Here is a 16451-nt window from a genome sequence, read left to right as displayed (position 1 = left end):
ATGCGTAAATTTATCTTCCTTCTAGCCCTCGCATGGCCCTTGACCGCGACGGCGGCTGACCCTTCGCAAACGGTCACAACGGCTCTGTCCGACCATATTCTGCCAAGGTTTGAACAGTTAGAAACGACGACGCAAGCACTGCAAATAACTGCGCAGAGCCAGTGCAATGCAGAGTCTGAAGACCTTCAGGCCGCCTTTCACACAGCGTTTGATGCGTGGATTGGCGTGAGTCACCTTCGTTTTGGCCCCACCGAAGTGGGCGACCGCGCCTTCGCGCTCGCGTTTTGGCCAGACACCAAGGGCTTCACCCCAAAAACATTGGCGAACCTGATCCAAAGCGAAGATCCCGCCGTGCAAGACCCCGAAGAATTCGCCCATGTGTCCATCGCGGGACGTGGCTTTTTCGCGCTTGAGTTCTTGCTCTATGACGCGGACCTGCGCGAGATGGGAAGCGACGCGTACCGATGTGAATTGGTGCAGGCCATCACCACAAACATCCACGACAACGCCACGGCGATACTGATGGATTGGCAGGGCACCTATAGCGACACCCTGCAAAACCCTAGCGAAACAAGCATTTATCGCAACGAAGACGAGGCGGTTCAGGAATTATTCAAAGCCTTCAATGCAGGCTTACAATTTACCTCCGACACGCGCTTGGGCCGCCCTTTAGGCACATTTGACCGCCCCCTACCTGCCCGCGCCGAGGCCCGCCGCTCAGAGCGATCACGTCGCCATATTGAGGTGTCGCTGACTGCATTGCAGGAATTGGCGGCGATTTTGGCCGACGGCAATCCCTCCCTCCAGCAAAAATTCACCGAGGCGTTTGAAACAAGCCATGCCCGTCTCACAAAGGTCAACGATCCCAGTTTTGCCTCCGTCACCAGTGTCCAAGATCGCTTCCTCCTTGAGTTGGTTCAGCAAAGTATCGACCATATTCGCGAATTCTCGGCGACGGAGCTTGGCCCAAAACTGGGCGTCGCTGCGGGCTTCAATTCATTGGATGGAGACTAACATGGCCTCACGACGCGCGTTTCTTGGGGGCCTAATCGCGACGGGCCTGTGCCCCCGTCCAAGCTGGGCAGACGCAGGATCTCCGACCTATTTATCCGCCGCACGTTTTCCAAACGCGGGCGACCATCTGGTTGGTTTAAGTGGCGCGGGTGATATCCTTTTTAAGCTTCCTCTTCCGGGGCGTGGCCACGCCGCCGCCGCCCATCCAACCCGTCCAGAGGCCGTCGGATTTGCCCGCCGCCCGGGGCGGTTTGCATTCGTACTCGACTGTATCACGGGCCAAGTGATCGCAAATTTTAACGCGCCAGAGGGGCGTCATTTCTATGGGCATGGAACATTTTCTGCAGACGGATCAACCCTTTACACCACCGAAAACGACTATGAAGCAGGCCTCGGCGTTATCGGCGTTTGGGATGCCCAGCACGGCTATGTGCGCCTAGGTGAGTTCGCGTCTGGCGGGGTTGGCCCCCACGATATGAAGCTGATGCCCGATGGCGAAACCCTTGTGATCGCCAATGGGGGCATTGAAACGCACCCCGATATGGGGCGCACCAAGTTGAACCTGACAACGATGCGGCCCAACCTGAATTATGTGGCGCCGGACGGAACACAAAGGGACCAGATCGAGCTTCCTTCGGAACTTTCGCGAAATTCAATCCGGCATTTGGCGGTCGGCCCTGATGGGTTGGTGGCCTTTGCAATGCAGTGGCAGGGCGAAGCCGAGCAGCACCCCGCCTTGCTTGGCCTGCATACGCGCGGCGAGGATATTCGCCTGTTGCAAGCTCCAGAGTCGGAACATCGCGAGTTGCGCGGCTATGTGGGCAGCGTCGCCATTGCACAGGACGCGTCGAAACTGGCGGCGACCTCGCCCATCGGGGGCGTGGTCCAGATTTTCGACCTTGCGAATGACACGTTTTCCGCCACCTATGCGCTGCCAGATGTCTGTGGCGTTAGCGCAGGCGGGGCGAAGTTTATGTTCTCCTCGGGCACGGGAAAAGTGGGAACCTTCGACGACGCCAAACCCGTTTTCCTCGGAGATCACCCCTGTGCGTGGGACAACCACTTGGTGCGAATTTAGGAATTTCCGCCACAAAGGTAGGGTTACGCAGTTGTTTGTAAGGCGAGAAATCAAGCGCCCTGACCAGCGCCCCTAGGGAGCTTGGGTCAGGGCCAATTTCATGCAGAAACGTGTCGCCTAGCGCAGTTCAGCCATCGGAACCATGTCCATATCGGTGAAGTCTACGTTGTCACCCGCCATCGCCCAACAGAACGTATAGGCCCCTGTGCCCGCACCCGAGTGGATGGACCACGGCGGGGAAATGATAGCTTCCTCATTGGCTACAACCATGTGACGCGTGTGCGCAGGTTCTCCCATAAAGTGGAAAACACGGTTGTCGTCTTTTACGTCAAAATAAAGATACGCTTCCATTCGACGGTCGTGCACGTGGCAAGGCATGGTGTTCCAAACCGACCCCGGTTTGAATTGGGTATACCCCATCACGAGTTGGCAGCTTTTACACACATCGGGATGAAGAAGTTGAATAATAACGCGCTCGTTTGCCGTTTCTGGCGACCCAAGTTCCACTCGCTTGGCATCGGCTTCACGGATCAAGGTTGTGGGGTATTTATGGTGGGCAGGAGCCGAGAGAATGTAAAACCGTCCTGCCCCTGAAAACTCAACCGCGCCACTGCCCATGCCGACATAGAGCACTTCGCCCTTGGCAATCTCAAAGGTCTCGCCGTCCACTTTGATCGTGCCTGTATCGCCGATGTTTAACACGCCCATTTCGCGCCGCTCAAGGAACGTGTCCGTTCCCGTTTCGGCGAGCGCCTCAAGTGTCAACGCGCCCTTGGTTGGAACCGCACTCCCTAGAATAAGACGGTCATAATGGCTGTAAACGAGCTTGATTTCATCATCTGCGAAAAGCCCCCCAACGTGGAAATTCTTGCGCAAGTCTTCGGTGCCGAGCGTTTTGGCGTGTTCTGGGTCGATAGCGTAACGAGTTTCGGCTTTCAGCATGGTCAGTCCTTTATGAGTAATTCCGCGCGAATGTATCAACCCCGCGGCCAGACTCAAGGCGGCAAGGGTCAATCTAGGGCCTTATCGCATCATTTCTCGTCGATATGTCAAACGAGGGAGCATCAAAAGAATTTGACGCGCCCGTAAACTTTCAAGCTGACTTTTTCGCCTTTGCCAAAGCGATGGCCTGCGCCTCCTCCGCGAAGGGCTCTGGGTCGCTGTAAAGCGCGGTCATGAGGTGCTCGCAGTATAAAACCAGCTCTCCTTCTCCCTTATAGACGGAATAACTGACGCGCACTTTTCCCATTTTATCGGAGTGCACAACCTTGCTCAGGTTCTCGCGGATTGTGTAGATTGTATCGCCAATAAAGACGGGTTTGATAAAGCGTAGGCGATCATATCCATAGGAAAAGGAGTTCAAGCAATTGGTCGCCGCCAGCCCGAGGCCATAGGAAAACACCATCGCACCAGCCACCAAACGCTTGCCAAATACACCTTCTTGCACGGCAAATTCTTGGTCGGACACATAGGGATGATGGTCCATCACAAGGCTGTTGAAAAGCATGGATTCCCCTTCGGAAATCGTGCGCCGTATCGAGCGAATTTTATCCCCTGGCGTGAAGTCTTCATAAAACCAGTTTTCCGCGTTCCAAACGGGAATTTCTGCGTGATCCTCGGGCAATCCCGGAAGGCCGCGCGCGTGAACACCAATTTCAGCCATGTTGTACCTCATTATAGGAAGGGGGGATTGCGGCTATTTGCGCAACTCAACCAGTAAAATATGTTCGCAATACATCACGGTTTCTCCGTGCTGATTGAACGTTTCGGTCTTTTCAACAACTTGCCCGTATCCGTCACGCTTGGGATCAAGTTTCATGGCGCCAATCGTCACGACGGTATGGATTGTATCACCAATAAAGACCGGTTTTGGAAAGCGTAGCCGCTCGTAACCATATGTAAATGCACGCGGATTAATCTGGGTCGCGGTAAGCCCCACGCCAATGGCAAAGGTCATTGTGCCGTGGGCAATACGTTGCCCAAAAGGGAGTGTTTTGCAAAACTCTGTGTCCATATGATGGGGAAAAAAATCACCCGTGTGCCCCGCGTGCACCACGAAATCAGTCTCCGTTATCGTCCGCCCGTTCGTCTTGCGCGTATCGCCAAGGGCGTAATCTTCGTAGTATTGTTCGATTTCCATTAGGTAGCTCACAATTTTAATGTTTTATATATGCAATCAAAGTTTACATATAAAAGTAGACAACTCAACATAAAACTGCACATACAGTTCACTCCTTGACGAGTTTATAATATAAAACTAAGTTTCATATAGAAAACATCCAATTTGGAGGACATCATTTGAAACCGCTAGAGGGCCTTCGGGTATTAGACTTCGCTCAGTTTTTGGCGGGCCCCGCCGCAGCTTTGCGACTCGCCGATTTGGGGGCCGAAGTCATCAAGGTTGAACGCCCAAATGGCGGCGATTTATGCCGCGGTCTTGTTGTGGCGGATCAAATGCTGGATGGCGACAGCTTACTTTTTCACACCATCAATCGCAACAAATCTGGCGTTTCGGCGGACTTAAAAGACCCCGTTGATTTGCAGCGCGTGAAAAAGCTTATCGCAACCGCCGACGTCATGATCCACAATTTCCGCCCAGGGGTGATGGAAAAAATAGGTTTGGATTTTCAAACAGTTAAGGCTCTTAACCCGCGCATCATATATGCCTCGGTCACGGGATATGGCAGCAAAGGGCCGTGGGTGAAAAAGCCGGGCCAAGACCTCCTTGTACAATCCTTAACCGGAATGCCGTGGCTCTCTGGGGACAGCGATCAAGGGCCCGTTCCTGTGGCGTTTGCTGTGCTTGATATAACCTGCGGCAACCATCTGAGCCAAGGCATTATGGCGGCCCTTTTGCGTCGCTCGGTAACGGGCCAAGGCGCGCTTGTTGAGGTTGATTTGATGAGCAGTTCTCTGGACATGCAATTTGAGATGATAACCTCCTACCTCGCGGGCGCCCCGACCCAGCCAGAGCGCTGCGCCGTAGCGAATGCAGGCGTAAATTCGACAGCACCCTACGGAATTTACAAAGTGCGTGACGGCCATATTGCGATTGCGATGGCTCCGATTTCCAAGCTTGCCGACCTTTTGAACAGCCCTACCCTCGCCGCTTTTGGCGACCCTTTAATCGCGTTCACGAAACGTGATGAAATCAAAGCCGTCCTGCGGGATTTCTTGTTGCCAAAATCCGCCCGTGAAGTGCTCGACGTGCTCGAACCCGCCGATATTTGGTGTGCCGAAGTGCTTGATTGGCCGCGCATGATGGAAAAAGAAGGGTTTAAATCGCTCGACGCACTTCAATCCGTCACGTCGCATGGCGGCACTCAAATGCAAACTACACGCTGCCCTATTCGCATTGACGGGGAGATTTTGACCTCAACAAAAGGCGCGCCGGCCCTTGGCGCGGATAACGCCACGATCTTCGCCGACTAATCGTTAAAAACGAAAAAGCCGCGCCGGTTATGGCGCGGCTTTTCCAATTATATAATCGCTTTAGGTGTCTGCGACACAAACCTGTGCCTGTTGGCCGAGCTTTTCGATACCCAGTTCAACTTTGTCACCAGCTTTTAGAAAACGTGGTGGTTTAAAGCCTAACCCAACACCCGGAGGTGTCCCTGTGGAAATGATATCACCGGGGTGAAGCGTCATGAACTGGCTCAAATAACTCACGAGGTGTGCAACACCGTAAACCATTGTTTTAGTTGACCCATTCTGTACGCGATCGCCATTCACTTCAAGCCACATCGACAGGTTTTGTGGATCGCCAACTTCATCAGGCGTCACCAAATAAGGTCCAGTTTGACCGAAGTTGTCGCAGGATTTCCCTTTGGTCCATTGGCCTTCACGTTCGATTTGATACGCACGTTCGGACACGTCATTGATGACGCAATAGCCCGCGACATGGTCCAATGCGTTGGCCTCATTCACGTATTTCGCGGCCTTGCCAATCACGACACCCAACTCAACTTCCCAGTCGGTTTTCTCACTGCCGCGCGGGATCAAAATGGGATCATTCGGCCCGCAAATCGCGCTGGTTGCTTTCATAAACAGCACGGGTTCGCTGGGCACAGCCAAGCCGCTTTCTGCAGCGTGATCGGCATAGTTAAGGCCGATGCACATGAATTTACCCGTGCCAGAAACACAAGCACCCAAACGCGGGTTGCCCTCGACCAAGGGAAGGCTTTCCACGTCCAAATCCGCAAACCGCGCCAAGTTTGTAAGAACTTCGCCCGCAATATCGCCCACAAGCCCGCTGAGATCGCGAATATTTCCAGCTGCATCCAAAACACCTGGTTTTTCGGACCCACGTGGCCCGTATCTTAGAAATTTCATGTTAACTCCGTAGGTTAGGTGGACCATCCACCGTCAATTGCATGGGCTTGGCCCGTTGTGAACCCGCTTTCGTCTGCTGCAAGATAGCAAGCAAGAGCGGCGATTTCTTCGGACGTTCCAAGACGTCCCATTGGCTGGCGGGCTTCAAACTCGCCACGGGCTTTGTCGTAATCCCCTGTGTCGCGCAAACGTTGCTGAAGCGACGGGCTGTCCACGGTTCCGGGGCAAATTGCGTTACAACGCACACCCTGTGCCACATAGTCGGCCGCGACCGATTTCGTGAGGCCAATTACGGCGGCTTTTGTAGTGCCGTAGACAAAGCGATTTGGCACGCCCGTGATGGAACTTGCCACCGATGCCACGTTAATAATGGAGCCATTTCCGCGCTCGATCATCGAAGGTAACACGGCGCGAATTGTGTCAAACATTGCCCGAACATTAAGCAGAAACGCAAAGTCGAGGTCTTCTGGTGTCGCATCAAGAATGGTGCCCGCATGGACAACGCCCGCGCAGTTAAACAGCACGTCAATATGGCCGATTTTGGCAACCAGAGCTGTGATTGCAGCGCTGTCAGTCACATCCAATTGGTGCACTTCGAGGCCTTCGACGCCTTCCAATGGGGTGATGTCGCGATCCGTTGCAATCACGCGTGCGCCCTCTTGTACCATGCGTCGAACGGTTGCCGCACCAATTCCCTGTCCCGCCGCTGTGGCTAGAACAGTTTTTCCTTTTAATCTTTGCACGAATATCTCCTTGGATTAACGCGCCGAAGCCGGCAAACACGCAGGCCCGATGGGTTCAAATGATTTGTAGGTCAGGATAAATTCCTGATGTCCTAATTCTTCAGATTTGGTTTTTGCACCATCTGCTGTTGCGATGATAGTGTCAAATATCTCTTGTCCGACTTCTTCGAGGGTCTTTTCCCCCTCAATAATCGCGCCCGCATTGACGTCCATGTCATCCCTCAAGGCGCGATAGGTGTCTGGATTTGCACAAATTTTAATGACCGGCGCAAGGGCAGACCCAACAACAGAACCGCGCCCCGTAACAAACAGAGTCATATGCGCACCAGAGGCGATCATTTCGGTGATTTCGGCGTTATCCGCAATATTCGGGAAGCCAAAGCGCACCTCTCCATCCGGCACAACATCCATCAGGTAAAGCCCGCCCGTTGGGGGAATATCGCCCGGCTTGATCAGGCCAGAAATCGGTGAACTTCCGGATTTTACATAAGCGCCAAGTGATTTTTCCTCAATCGTCGTCAGGCCACCCGAGGCATTTCCGGACGCAAAGCTCCCAAACCCGAGGGTGTCGTAATAGGCCTCGGCCTTGGCCACTGCATTGCGCAATTCTTGGGCCAATTCAGGTGTCGCGGCGCGCGCGGCCATGATGTCTTCACAGCCAATAAGTTCGCCGGTTTCCTCAAAGATACACGCAGCCCCTTGGGCGACCAATTTATCAAAGGCGCGGCCCGCAGCTGGGTTGCCCGAAATCCCGCTGGTCCCGTCGGAACCGCCACAGATCGTGCCGATAATGAGGTCTTTTACCTGCATCTCCACGCGGGGAACATCGGCAATTTCGGAGAGTGTTTTCTCAATCCATGCGCGCCCTGCCGAGATCGTTGTTGCCGTTCCGCCAGACTTTTGGATGACCAAAGTTTCGACAGGGCGACCAGATGCGCGAATGACGCTTTCAAGTTGTGCACGGTTGAAACTCTCGCAACCCAAAGAGACCAAAAGCACAGCGCCAACGTTTTGATGCGTACAGAGTTTCTCCATCATATTTTGGGCATAAGCGTTTGGAAAACAACCCGGAAACCCGATCAGATGGACCTCGTTCTCGCCAAATTTCTCCGTGATCTTGCGGCTCACGAAATGCGCGCATTCCACTAAATAAACAACGGCGACGACATTGCGAATGCCCTTGCGCCCATCTTGACGCGCGTATCCTTGAAAGGTCTGAGTCATATGCTATCCTCGCTAACGCCACTTTCTTCAGCGCGATAAACGGTTGCGGTATAATTGCTTTTGACGTTGTGCACATGCACGTTATTGCCTGCCGAAATATCCTGTGTCGCCGCTCCGATGGGCATGCCATATTTGTAAATCACCTCCCCTGAGGTGATATCACGCGCGGCAATTTTATGCGCCAGCGAGACATCTTGGACGGTCGGGAAACTGTTCGCCCCGATCTGAACAATCGTGCCTTTTGCCACCCCACGCAGGGCGACAAACACGTTATCTTTTTCATGTAATTTTATAAAATTCTCTGCGGGCATTTAGGGCCTCCTTGCAATCTGTGTCGCGGGAGTTGCACTGCTTTCATAAGCAGCTTCAACAAGCGCCATCGTGTTCCATGCATCTTCGACGGAACTGATCAAATTTGGGTCTTCGTGCGTTGCAAACCGTTGCAACTGGCTCATGCGGCTGGCAAAAGCGTCAATAAACCACGCGCCTGTGAGGGGGATTTCTGTCCATCCGTCGCCTGTATTTATCGACAGGATATCTGGCTCGCCACGGGGATAATCCAGATTCACGCCAAGCTGAACATAGGCCGCCCCTTTAGTGCCGCATATCCGAAATTCACAGGCCTGATATTTGCGACCAAAACTGTGGTTATGATTGACCGACAGAGCACAGCGGGCGGTATCGCCATAATCAAGGATCGCCGCCGTGCGGGATTGGGCGATTTTGCTGCTCGGGTGCCCCATTGTTTTCGCATGAACCCCGTTTGGGTTGCCCAAAAGGCTGCGGACGAAATCAAGGTAGTGGATGGAATGCAGTAAGATTTCGACCCTAGGCAAAGGCTCCAAAAACTTCCAAAGCCCCCACGGGGTGTCTAGGGCAAGCCACGCGTCAAAATCTACGATTTCGCCTAGCAACCCCTGATCCACGGCGTCTTTTAACGCCAACATCATCGGTGCAAATCTGAGTTGGAAATTCACGGCGGCTTTTAGGTTTTTGGCGCGACAAACCTCCAGAATTTCAGTGGCTTGCGCCAAATCTCTGCCCATGGGTTTTTGCAACAAAACCGCCGCTCCATCAGGCAGGCTACGTAGGATTTTCGCATGTGCATCTGGCGGCGTCGCAAGATCGAAAATCACGTTACGTTGTGCGGCGGCCTTCTCGGCCGTTTCAAAAACGTCCCAACCAAATCGTGCGGCAACTAAACGCGCTTTCTCAAGGTCAGGATCAAAAATACCCGCAACCTTATAACCCGCCTTATCATAGGCCGGCAAATGCGCATCCGTCACAATCGAACCCGCCCCAAAGATCACGATGGGGAGCGGGTTGGTGGCTTTTGGCCAATGTTGCTGCAAATCAAGCGTCATGTCATTTTCCGTTCAGTCAATGTGGAACACGTTTTCCATCATCGCCCACCAATCATCCGGCCCCCGTGTTTCAAGCGGCGCCTGCATAGGCATACAAATCTCCCACCAGCGTTGAGTTTCAGGGTCGGCTGCCATAATTGCAGCATCAGCGGCAAAATCGCTGCCGTGATACTCCCAATAACCAAACAACAGGTTTTCCGGCTCGCGCAGAAAGATCGTGTAGTTTTTGATATTGCACTCGCATATTTTCGCCAGCACCGAAGGCCAGACGTCTGCGTGCAGTTTTTTATATTCGGTGATGTTTTCGGGCTTAACGCCGATCACCATTCCCATGCGTTTCATCATATCCTCCTATGCACCAAAACCGGCGCTTAGACCGTCGATTTTTTGGGTTTCAATTGCGCCCATATCCCAGTCAATCCCAAGGCCCGGCTCCATACTGGCAAAGGCGCGTCCATTTTCCATCCGCATGGCGGTTTTCGTAAGCCCATCAAGTTGCGGGATATATTCAAGCCACGGCGCATTTGGAATGGCACAAACAAGGCTGACATGCAGCTCCATAAGGAAGTGCGGACACACAGGCACATTGTGCGCTTCGGCCATATGCGCGACTTTCATCCACGGGGTAATCCCGCCAATACGGGCCACGTCGACCTGCACAATACTCGCGCCGCCCGTCACCAGATAGTCCTTGAATTGGCTGATCGAATACATGCTTTCACCAACAGCAATGGGCACCGACGTACTCGCCGCAAGCGCCACATGTTCCAACACATCATCGGCGGGAAGTGGCTCTTCGAACCACGCGATATCCAACTGTTCAAGCATATGTGCGCGGCGGGTGGCCTCGGCGCGGCTCAGGCTTTGATTGGCGTCGACCATGATTTCATAAGATGGCCCCACGGCCTCGCGGACCGCAGCCAAACGCGCCCGATCTTCGGAAAGATGCGGCTTGCCGATTTTGACTTTTGAGCCGGAAAACCCTTTGGATTGTGCATCCAACGCGTCGGCGACCAAATCCTCGGTCGAGATGTGAAGCCAGCCGCCTTCGGTGGTGTACATCGCGACGCTGTCTTTAGCTCCGCCCAACATCTGAAAAAGGGGCAAACCCGCGCGCTTACAACGCAAATCCCAAAGAGCCGTATCAATCGCCGCTAGCGCAAGTGAGGTAATAGCCCCCACCGATGTGGCATGTGTTGAAAACAAAAGATCCCGCCAGATACGCCCGATTTCCTCGGCCTCGCGACCAATCAATTTCGGCACCATCGTTTCGCGCAACAGCGACATGATCGCGCCACCGCCCTGCCCGATTGTATAGCTGTATCCAAGGCCCGTTTGCCCTTCGGAATCGGTAATCCGCACAAAAGGCGTTTCTTGGCTGTCGAAGCTTTGTGTCGCGTCTGTGCGCTTCACTTTTGGCTTCAAATCGACCATAAAAATTTCTACTTTTGAAATCAGTGCCATGGTTACCTCAGTGCTTTTTGGGTTACTGCGTCGAACAAGTGACAGCGTGTAAGATCAAGCTGAAAGGTCAACCGTTCGCCCGACTTTACGGGGCGCGGATTGTGCATTTTGGCCTGAATTTCCACACCCGCCAATGTGACAAACAACAGGGTTTCCGTGCCCAGCGGTTCAGAAAGATCGACCGTCATATCAAAGCTTGCCGCCTCGCCTTGCATCGGAAGGGAATGCCCCTCTGGCATCACATTATCCGCGCGAAAACCAAACACAACTTTCTGCCCTGCGCTGACTTTATCTTTGAACGCTGCGGGAACCGGCACCAAAACGCCGTCGGTAAGATCAAGCTTCCCGTCCGCCGTGACGGTGGCATCCATCAGGTTCATCGGCGGGCTGCCGATGAAAGTCGCCACAAAGGTGTTTACCGGCGTTTCGAACACTTCAAGGGGGGTGCCCTGTTGTTCGATATGCCCGTCGCGCATGATCACAATACGGTCCGCGAGGGTCATGGCTTCGACCTGATCGTGGGTCACATAAACGATCGTGGTTTTGATCTTTTGATGCAGCTTCTTGATTTCGACCCGCATCTGCGCCCGCAGTTTAGCGTCGAGGTTGGAAAGCGGTTCATCAAACAGGAACACATCAGGGTGACGCACAATCGCGCGCCCCATCGCAACCCGTTGGCGTTGACCTCCAGAAAGCGCGCCGGGTTTACGCTCAAGGTATTCCGTCAGGGACAGAATATTGGCGGCTTCGGCCACGGCCTTGGCGATTTCTTCTTCGCTTTTCTTGGCAATTTTAAGCGAGAAGCCTAGGTTTTCGCGCACCGTCATATGCGGATAAAGCGCGTAGTTTTGGAACACCATCGAGATATTGCGATCCCGTGGCGGGAGGTTATTCACCACGTTCTCACCGATAGAGATTTCGCCGCCGGAAATATCCTCAAGCCCTGCGATCATGCGCAAAGTTGTGGATTTCCCGCACCCAGAAGGGCCGACCAGCACCACAAATTCATTGTGCTCAATGTCGAGGTTAATCCCATGGACAACCTCAAGGGCGCCGTAGTTTTTGACGATATTTTTAAGTTGGACTTTGGCCATTGGATTATCCTTTCACACCGCCGAAGGTAAGACCGGCAATGAGGTGCTTTTGCACAATGAAAGTTAGGATGAGAGCGGGGATGATCATAAGGACCGCGAGGGCACACATGCCACCCCAATTGATGGTGAATTCCGAGGTGAAATCCCGAAGACCCACAGGCATCGTTTTTGAAAACGTGGAGCGCGTCAACTGGCTGGCCAGCGCGTATTCGTTCCAACTTGTCAGGAAGGCAAAGATCCCCGCCGACGCAATCCCTGCGCGAGCGACGGGAAATTCAACCCGCCAAAAAGCCTGCCAACGGGTACAGCCGTCGATCTCGGCGGCTTCGGCCAACTCATGCGGAATTTGGCGAAAGAAACCGTCAATCAACCAGATGGTAAACGGCACGTTCATCGCGACATAGACAATGATCAAACCAATATGCGTATCGATCAATCCGGTTTTCGCCATGACGATGAAAAGCGGCAAGGAGAGCGCCACACCAGGAACGGCGCGTGTCAGCATAAGGCCGATAAAAATCCACGTTTTCCCTTTGAACTTGAAACGCGCAAAAGCATAGCCACCCGCCATCCCAACAAGGATCGCAATTAGCGTGGAGGTCACCGAAATAATCAGCGAGTTGGTGAAATATTGCACCACGGGAACCCCGCCCTCGCCCGCCGCGCCAAACATCGCGCGGTAGTGGTCGAGGTTGAGTTCATTGGGAATCCAAACGGGGGGTTTGGCCATGATCTCGACAGTCGGACGGAAGCTGTTCAGCACAATCCAAAGGCCGGGAATACAGATGATAGACATGGCAAGAAACAGGGTGATTTTATGCAGCGAGCCTAAAAGCAAGCCCTGAAGTCGGTGTTTTTGATTAATGTCCATCGGTCTATCCTGCCATGCCCAGCTCACTACGAGCCGCGTTGAGCTTATTGAAGAAATACACGGTGAAGAAGACGGCGAGAATGATCGAGATATAGCCCATCGCGTTGGCATACCCCATTTTCGCGTCCACATATCCGGTGCGCCCAATCAACGTCCATAACAACTCGGTGCGCCGCGCGGGGCCGCCGTTGGTCATGATTTGAACGATGTCATATGCCCGCGCCACATCGAGGCTTCGGATAGCCAGAGCGATGTAAATAAAGGGCATAATGAAAGGCAATGTGATGTGTCGGAAGGTTTGCCACGGTGTACAGCCGTCCACTTTAGCCGCTTCCATCGGATCACTCGGGATCGCATATAGCCCCGCGAGGATCAGGATCGCGAACACGCTCGTCGACATCCAAGTTTCGGCAAAAACGATGGCAAAGAACGCCAGTTTCCCATCCACAAGCCACGGGATCGCGGTATCGGAAAGCCCCAAGGATTGCAGCGCACTGTTCACGAGACCAACGTTGTCGTTGAAGATGAATTTGAACTGAAAGCCAACAAGAATGGGCGAGAACATCATCGGGAACATCATCAAAGTGCGCAACGCCCGTTGGCCATAAGTCACCCTGTTCACGAGCAGCGCGAGACCAAGCCCGAGGATCATTTCAAGGTTCAAAGCAACCGTGAGCAGCAGAATTGTGCGGCCAAAGGCGACCCAGAAATTCCAGTCTCCCATGGCTTTTTGATAATTATAGGTGCCGATCCACTTCCAGAGCGTTTCGGGACGCGTCAGCCGGTACGGCGTGAAGCTGGAATACAGGGAGAGAAGAAGCGGGACGAGAACCACTGAGGCAAGGATTATGATTGCCGGCAGCAGCAACACGAACCACGTGGGCAGCTTAATGCGGGGCATGGCTGAAGACTTTTCTTTGGAGGGAAATTGCGGAGGCAGCCCGAAAGCCGCCCCCGCTTCGGAGGACCGAGAGTTTAGTAGACGCCGTTTTCTTGCATCATCTCATCGACAGCTTCAGAAGCTGTTTCAAGTGCCTCGTCGACGGTCTTGTCGCCAAGAATTGCCGCTTGCAGCTCAGGGTAGATCAAGTTTGTCGCTTCAATCCAGTAAGGAGTCTGTGGCGCTGGGAACGCATGCGACGCCGCCGCTTGGAAGGCCGTCAAGACTTCTGCTTGGTAGGGATCATCCTTAGCTGCCGCAACAACAGTTTCCCAAACGGCTGTCCGTGTTGGCAAAGGACCTGCAGAGCTTTCAAGAGTTTGGCTCTCTTCGTTTGTGAGGAAAGCAACAAGCGACGCGCCTGCTTCTTTGTTGTCACATGTTTCCGTCACAGAGAAACCATGGTGGCCCGACCAACCGGTCCGGATACCCGCAGAGCCTTGTGGCTGTACGATCACGCCAACATCGCCTGCAGCTTTCGAGCTTTCTGGATCGTTAAAGTAGCCCGCCCAGCCTGGCCAATCCAGATTGAGAGCAATGGAGCCAGAAGCAAATCCTGCACCGAGGTCATCCCAAAGATAGGAGGTCGTTCCGGGAGGAACCGCGCCTGCTTCATATAGATCAACAAACCATGCGAGGGCCCGTTTGCCAGCATCGCTATTGAACGCAGGCGTCCAGTCGTCGTTAAACAGTTGACCACCTTCTGCGACGACCATTTCATAGAAACGGCCAACGATTGCTTCGTCTTTACCCGCGTATTGCGTGCCATAGAAGTTTGGCGCGTCGGTAAAGAAGATCGCCTGTTCTTTGTATTCGTCCCATGTGTCAGGTGGCGTCAGATCACGGCCTGTTTTTTCTTTATAAGCTGCCTGATTAGCCTCATCCGCGTAAACGGATTTGAGATAATATAGGGCGGATACGTCAAATTGTGCACGCGGCAGCATCACCAAAGCATCGCCAATTTTGGACGCAGCAATGTTAGACGGCACGTATTCAGCAATGAATTCTGGTGTCAAATAAGGCGTCAAATCTGTGTAAAGGCTTGGGTATTGCGACGCAAAAGACGAGTGGTTGGAGCCAACGCACCATCCCAAAGTGCCAGCCGCCATGTCGGATTTAAATTCTTTGTCCAACTCGAAGTGGTTCTTTTTGGAAATGATATCAACGGTGGCGCCTGTCTCGGCCTCCCACTCGGCGATACGGGCATAAAGCGCCTCATATTGCTGGCCACCAATCAATTTCGCTTGCAGCGTAACGCCGTCAAACTCGCCCGCATTCGCAGGCACAGCGCTTATGGCTGCGGCACAAGCCGTTGCCGACAGCAGCGCTTTAAGTGTTCGTTTATTCATTCTATCCTCCCATGGATCTACATTCGAGACGGTTATTTCGTCCGCTCTTGTTTTACATATAAACTTGACTTTTATATTTAGTCAATCATTCTCTTGGAGAAGTTTGAAAGGGAACCACATGCTGTTCGACACCCATCTACACCTGATTTATCTCGACCGATTGACCTACCCGTGGCTCAAAGATGTGCCCGCCCTCGACCAGCAAAACGAGCTTGAATCCTATACACGTATCGCGCGCAGGCTTGGAATTTCGGGGTGTTTCAACATGGAGGTCGACGTCACGCCTGACCAAATTGAGCGCGAAACTGACCTCATGTCGGAGTTAATGGCGACGCCCGATAGCCTCCTGAAAGGGGCGATTTCCTCCTGCCGCCCCGAAGAGTCCACCTTTGCCGTACAGCTTGAACGTGCCGAATCAAACCCGACTATCTTTGGCTTTCGTCGTGTTTTGCACACGATGCCCGATGCAACCTCCCAATCAAAACTGTTCCGCGACAACATTAAAAAGCTCTCAAATACCCGCTTCACTTTTGATCTCTGCGTACTGCCCGCACAGATGCATCTAGCCAACGCGTTGGTGGATCATTGCCCCGACGTTCAGTTCATTCTCGACCACTGCGGCGTGCCCGACATCGCCGGCGGAGATATCGAGAATTGGGCGAAAGGCATCGACGAAATCGCAAAACGGTACAACGTTGTGGCAAAAATCTCGGGCGTTATCGCCTATGCTGATGCGCAATCTTGGTCCCTCGAAACCATCCGCCCCTATGTGGAACACGTCGCAAAAGCCTTCGGTCCCGACCGCCTCGTTTGGGGGTCCGACAGTCCGGTTTGCAATTTGGGCGGCGGTCTCGAAACTTGGGTGGCCACGACCCATGCCCTCACAATGGACTGGAGCGCCGAAGAACGCGCAGCCCTGTATCGCGACAACGCCAAACGGATATGGAACCTTTAGCCCCCCCATTAAACACGGTTTCG

18 protein-coding genes are annotated in these 16451 nt (G+C 53.4%); 4 read left to right on the top strand and 14 right to left on the bottom strand.

Annotated features, from left to right (window positions below; all coding sequences use genetic code 11):
• On the top strand, positions 1 to 1014 hold the full coding sequence (locus tag AB9F27_RS01875) for an imelysin family protein (protein ID WP_369757477.1): 1014 nt from the start codon (positions 1 to 3) through the stop codon (positions 1012 to 1014).
• Position 1015: 1 nt separating this feature from the next.
• On the top strand, positions 1016 to 2092 hold the full coding sequence (locus AB9F27_RS01870; RefSeq protein ID WP_335584771.1) for a DUF1513 domain-containing protein: 1077 nt from the start codon (positions 1016 to 1018) through the stop codon (positions 2090 to 2092).
• A 117-nt stretch (positions 2093 to 2209) separates the two neighbouring features.
• Here the strand turns inward: AB9F27_RS01870 and kduI are convergent, their stop codons facing one another.
• The 3 genes from kduI to AB9F27_RS01855 all read right to left on the bottom strand — a co-directional run bounded on the left by kduI (position 2210) and on the right by AB9F27_RS01855 (position 4232).
• On the bottom strand, positions 2210 to 3034 hold the full coding sequence (gene kduI, locus AB9F27_RS01865) for a 5-dehydro-4-deoxy-D-glucuronate isomerase (RefSeq protein ID WP_335584770.1): 825 nt from the start codon (positions 3032 to 3034) through the stop codon (positions 2210 to 2212).
• Positions 3035 to 3185: 151 nt separating this feature from the next.
• Positions 3186 to 3755 carry a MaoC family dehydratase gene (locus AB9F27_RS01860; RefSeq protein ID WP_335584769.1) on the bottom strand — a complete coding sequence of 190 codons (570 nt, stop codon included), beginning with the start codon at positions 3753 to 3755 and terminating at the stop codon, positions 3186 to 3188.
• A 33-nt stretch (positions 3756 to 3788) separates the two neighbouring features.
• Positions 3789 to 4232, bottom strand: coding sequence for a MaoC/PaaZ C-terminal domain-containing protein (locus AB9F27_RS01855; RefSeq protein WP_335584768.1), 444 nt, complete (start codon positions 4230 to 4232; stop codon positions 3789 to 3791).
• A 158-nt stretch (positions 4233 to 4390) separates the two neighbouring features.
• Here AB9F27_RS01855 and AB9F27_RS01850 point away from each other — a divergent pair, with 158 nt between their 5' ends.
• A complete protein-coding gene (locus AB9F27_RS01850; protein ID WP_335584767.1) occupies positions 4391 to 5524 on the top strand; it encodes a CoA transferase in 1134 nt (377 codons plus the stop codon).
• Between the two features lie 60 nt (positions 5525 to 5584).
• On the opposite strand, the gene AB9F27_RS01845 is transcribed toward AB9F27_RS01850, so the two are convergent.
• From AB9F27_RS01845 to AB9F27_RS01795, 11 genes are all read right to left on the bottom strand, one after another.
• Positions 5585 to 6424, bottom strand: a complete 840-nt coding sequence (locus AB9F27_RS01845) for a fumarylacetoacetate hydrolase family protein (protein WP_335584766.1) — start codon at positions 6422 to 6424, stop codon at positions 5585 to 5587.
• A gap of 14 nt (positions 6425 to 6438) precedes the next feature.
• Positions 6439 to 7167, bottom strand: a complete 729-nt coding sequence (locus tag AB9F27_RS01840) for an SDR family oxidoreductase (protein ID WP_335584765.1) — start codon at positions 7165 to 7167, stop codon at positions 6439 to 6441.
• A gap of 15 nt (positions 7168 to 7182) precedes the next feature.
• The gene (locus AB9F27_RS01835) at positions 7183 to 8391 is read right to left on the bottom strand and encodes a UxaA family hydrolase (protein ID WP_335584764.1); all 1209 of its coding nucleotides are present in this window, start codon (positions 8389 to 8391) and stop codon (positions 7183 to 7185) included.
• The gene (locus AB9F27_RS01830; RefSeq protein ID WP_335584763.1) at positions 8388 to 8702 is read right to left on the bottom strand and encodes a UxaA family hydrolase; all 315 of its coding nucleotides are present in this window, start codon (positions 8700 to 8702) and stop codon (positions 8388 to 8390) included. Before AB9F27_RS01830 ends, AB9F27_RS01835 begins: the two co-directional genes overlap by 4 nt.
• Complete coding sequence (locus AB9F27_RS01825) at positions 8703 to 9755, bottom strand: Gfo/Idh/MocA family oxidoreductase (RefSeq protein WP_335584762.1); 1053 nt, start codon at positions 9753 to 9755, stop codon at positions 8703 to 8705.
• 12 nt (positions 9756 to 9767) lie between these two features.
• On the bottom strand, positions 9768 to 10097 hold the full coding sequence (locus AB9F27_RS01820; protein ID WP_335584761.1) for an L-rhamnose mutarotase: 330 nt from the start codon (positions 10095 to 10097) through the stop codon (positions 9768 to 9770).
• A 9-nt stretch (positions 10098 to 10106) separates the two neighbouring features.
• Positions 10107 to 11219: a mandelate racemase/muconate lactonizing enzyme family protein gene (locus AB9F27_RS01815; protein WP_335584760.1), complete on the bottom strand. Its 1113-nt coding sequence runs from the start codon at positions 11217 to 11219 to the stop codon at positions 10107 to 10109.
• 2 nt (positions 11220 to 11221) lie between these two features.
• Positions 11222 to 12313: a sn-glycerol-3-phosphate ABC transporter ATP-binding protein UgpC gene (locus AB9F27_RS01810; protein WP_335584759.1), complete on the bottom strand. Its 1092-nt coding sequence runs from the start codon at positions 12311 to 12313 to the stop codon at positions 11222 to 11224.
• 4 nt (positions 12314 to 12317) lie between these two features.
• Complete coding sequence (locus tag AB9F27_RS01805) at positions 12318 to 13184, bottom strand: carbohydrate ABC transporter permease (RefSeq protein WP_039001211.1); 867 nt, start codon at positions 13182 to 13184, stop codon at positions 12318 to 12320.
• 4 nt (positions 13185 to 13188) lie between these two features.
• Positions 13189 to 14085: a sugar ABC transporter permease gene (locus AB9F27_RS01800; protein ID WP_335584758.1), complete on the bottom strand. Its 897-nt coding sequence runs from the start codon at positions 14083 to 14085 to the stop codon at positions 13189 to 13191.
• A 74-nt stretch (positions 14086 to 14159) separates the two neighbouring features.
• Positions 14160 to 15473, bottom strand: a complete 1314-nt coding sequence (locus AB9F27_RS01795; RefSeq protein WP_335584757.1) for a sugar ABC transporter substrate-binding protein — start codon at positions 15471 to 15473, stop codon at positions 14160 to 14162.
• Positions 15474 to 15591: 118 nt separating this feature from the next.
• Here AB9F27_RS01795 and AB9F27_RS01790 point away from each other — a divergent pair, with 118 nt between their 5' ends.
• The gene (locus tag AB9F27_RS01790) at positions 15592 to 16428 is read left to right on the top strand and encodes an amidohydrolase (protein WP_335584756.1); all 837 of its coding nucleotides are present in this window, start codon (positions 15592 to 15594) and stop codon (positions 16426 to 16428) included.
• The last annotated feature ends 23 nt before the right edge of the window (positions 16429 to 16451 follow it).

This window comes from Falsihalocynthiibacter sp. CO-5D18 (assembly GCF_041205445.1).
GTDB lineage: Bacteria > Pseudomonadota > Alphaproteobacteria > Rhodobacterales > Rhodobacteraceae > Falsihalocynthiibacter > Falsihalocynthiibacter arcticus.
The sequence above is the reverse complement of the archived record's forward strand: the minus strand, read 5'-3'. Positions and strand labels throughout refer to the sequence as shown.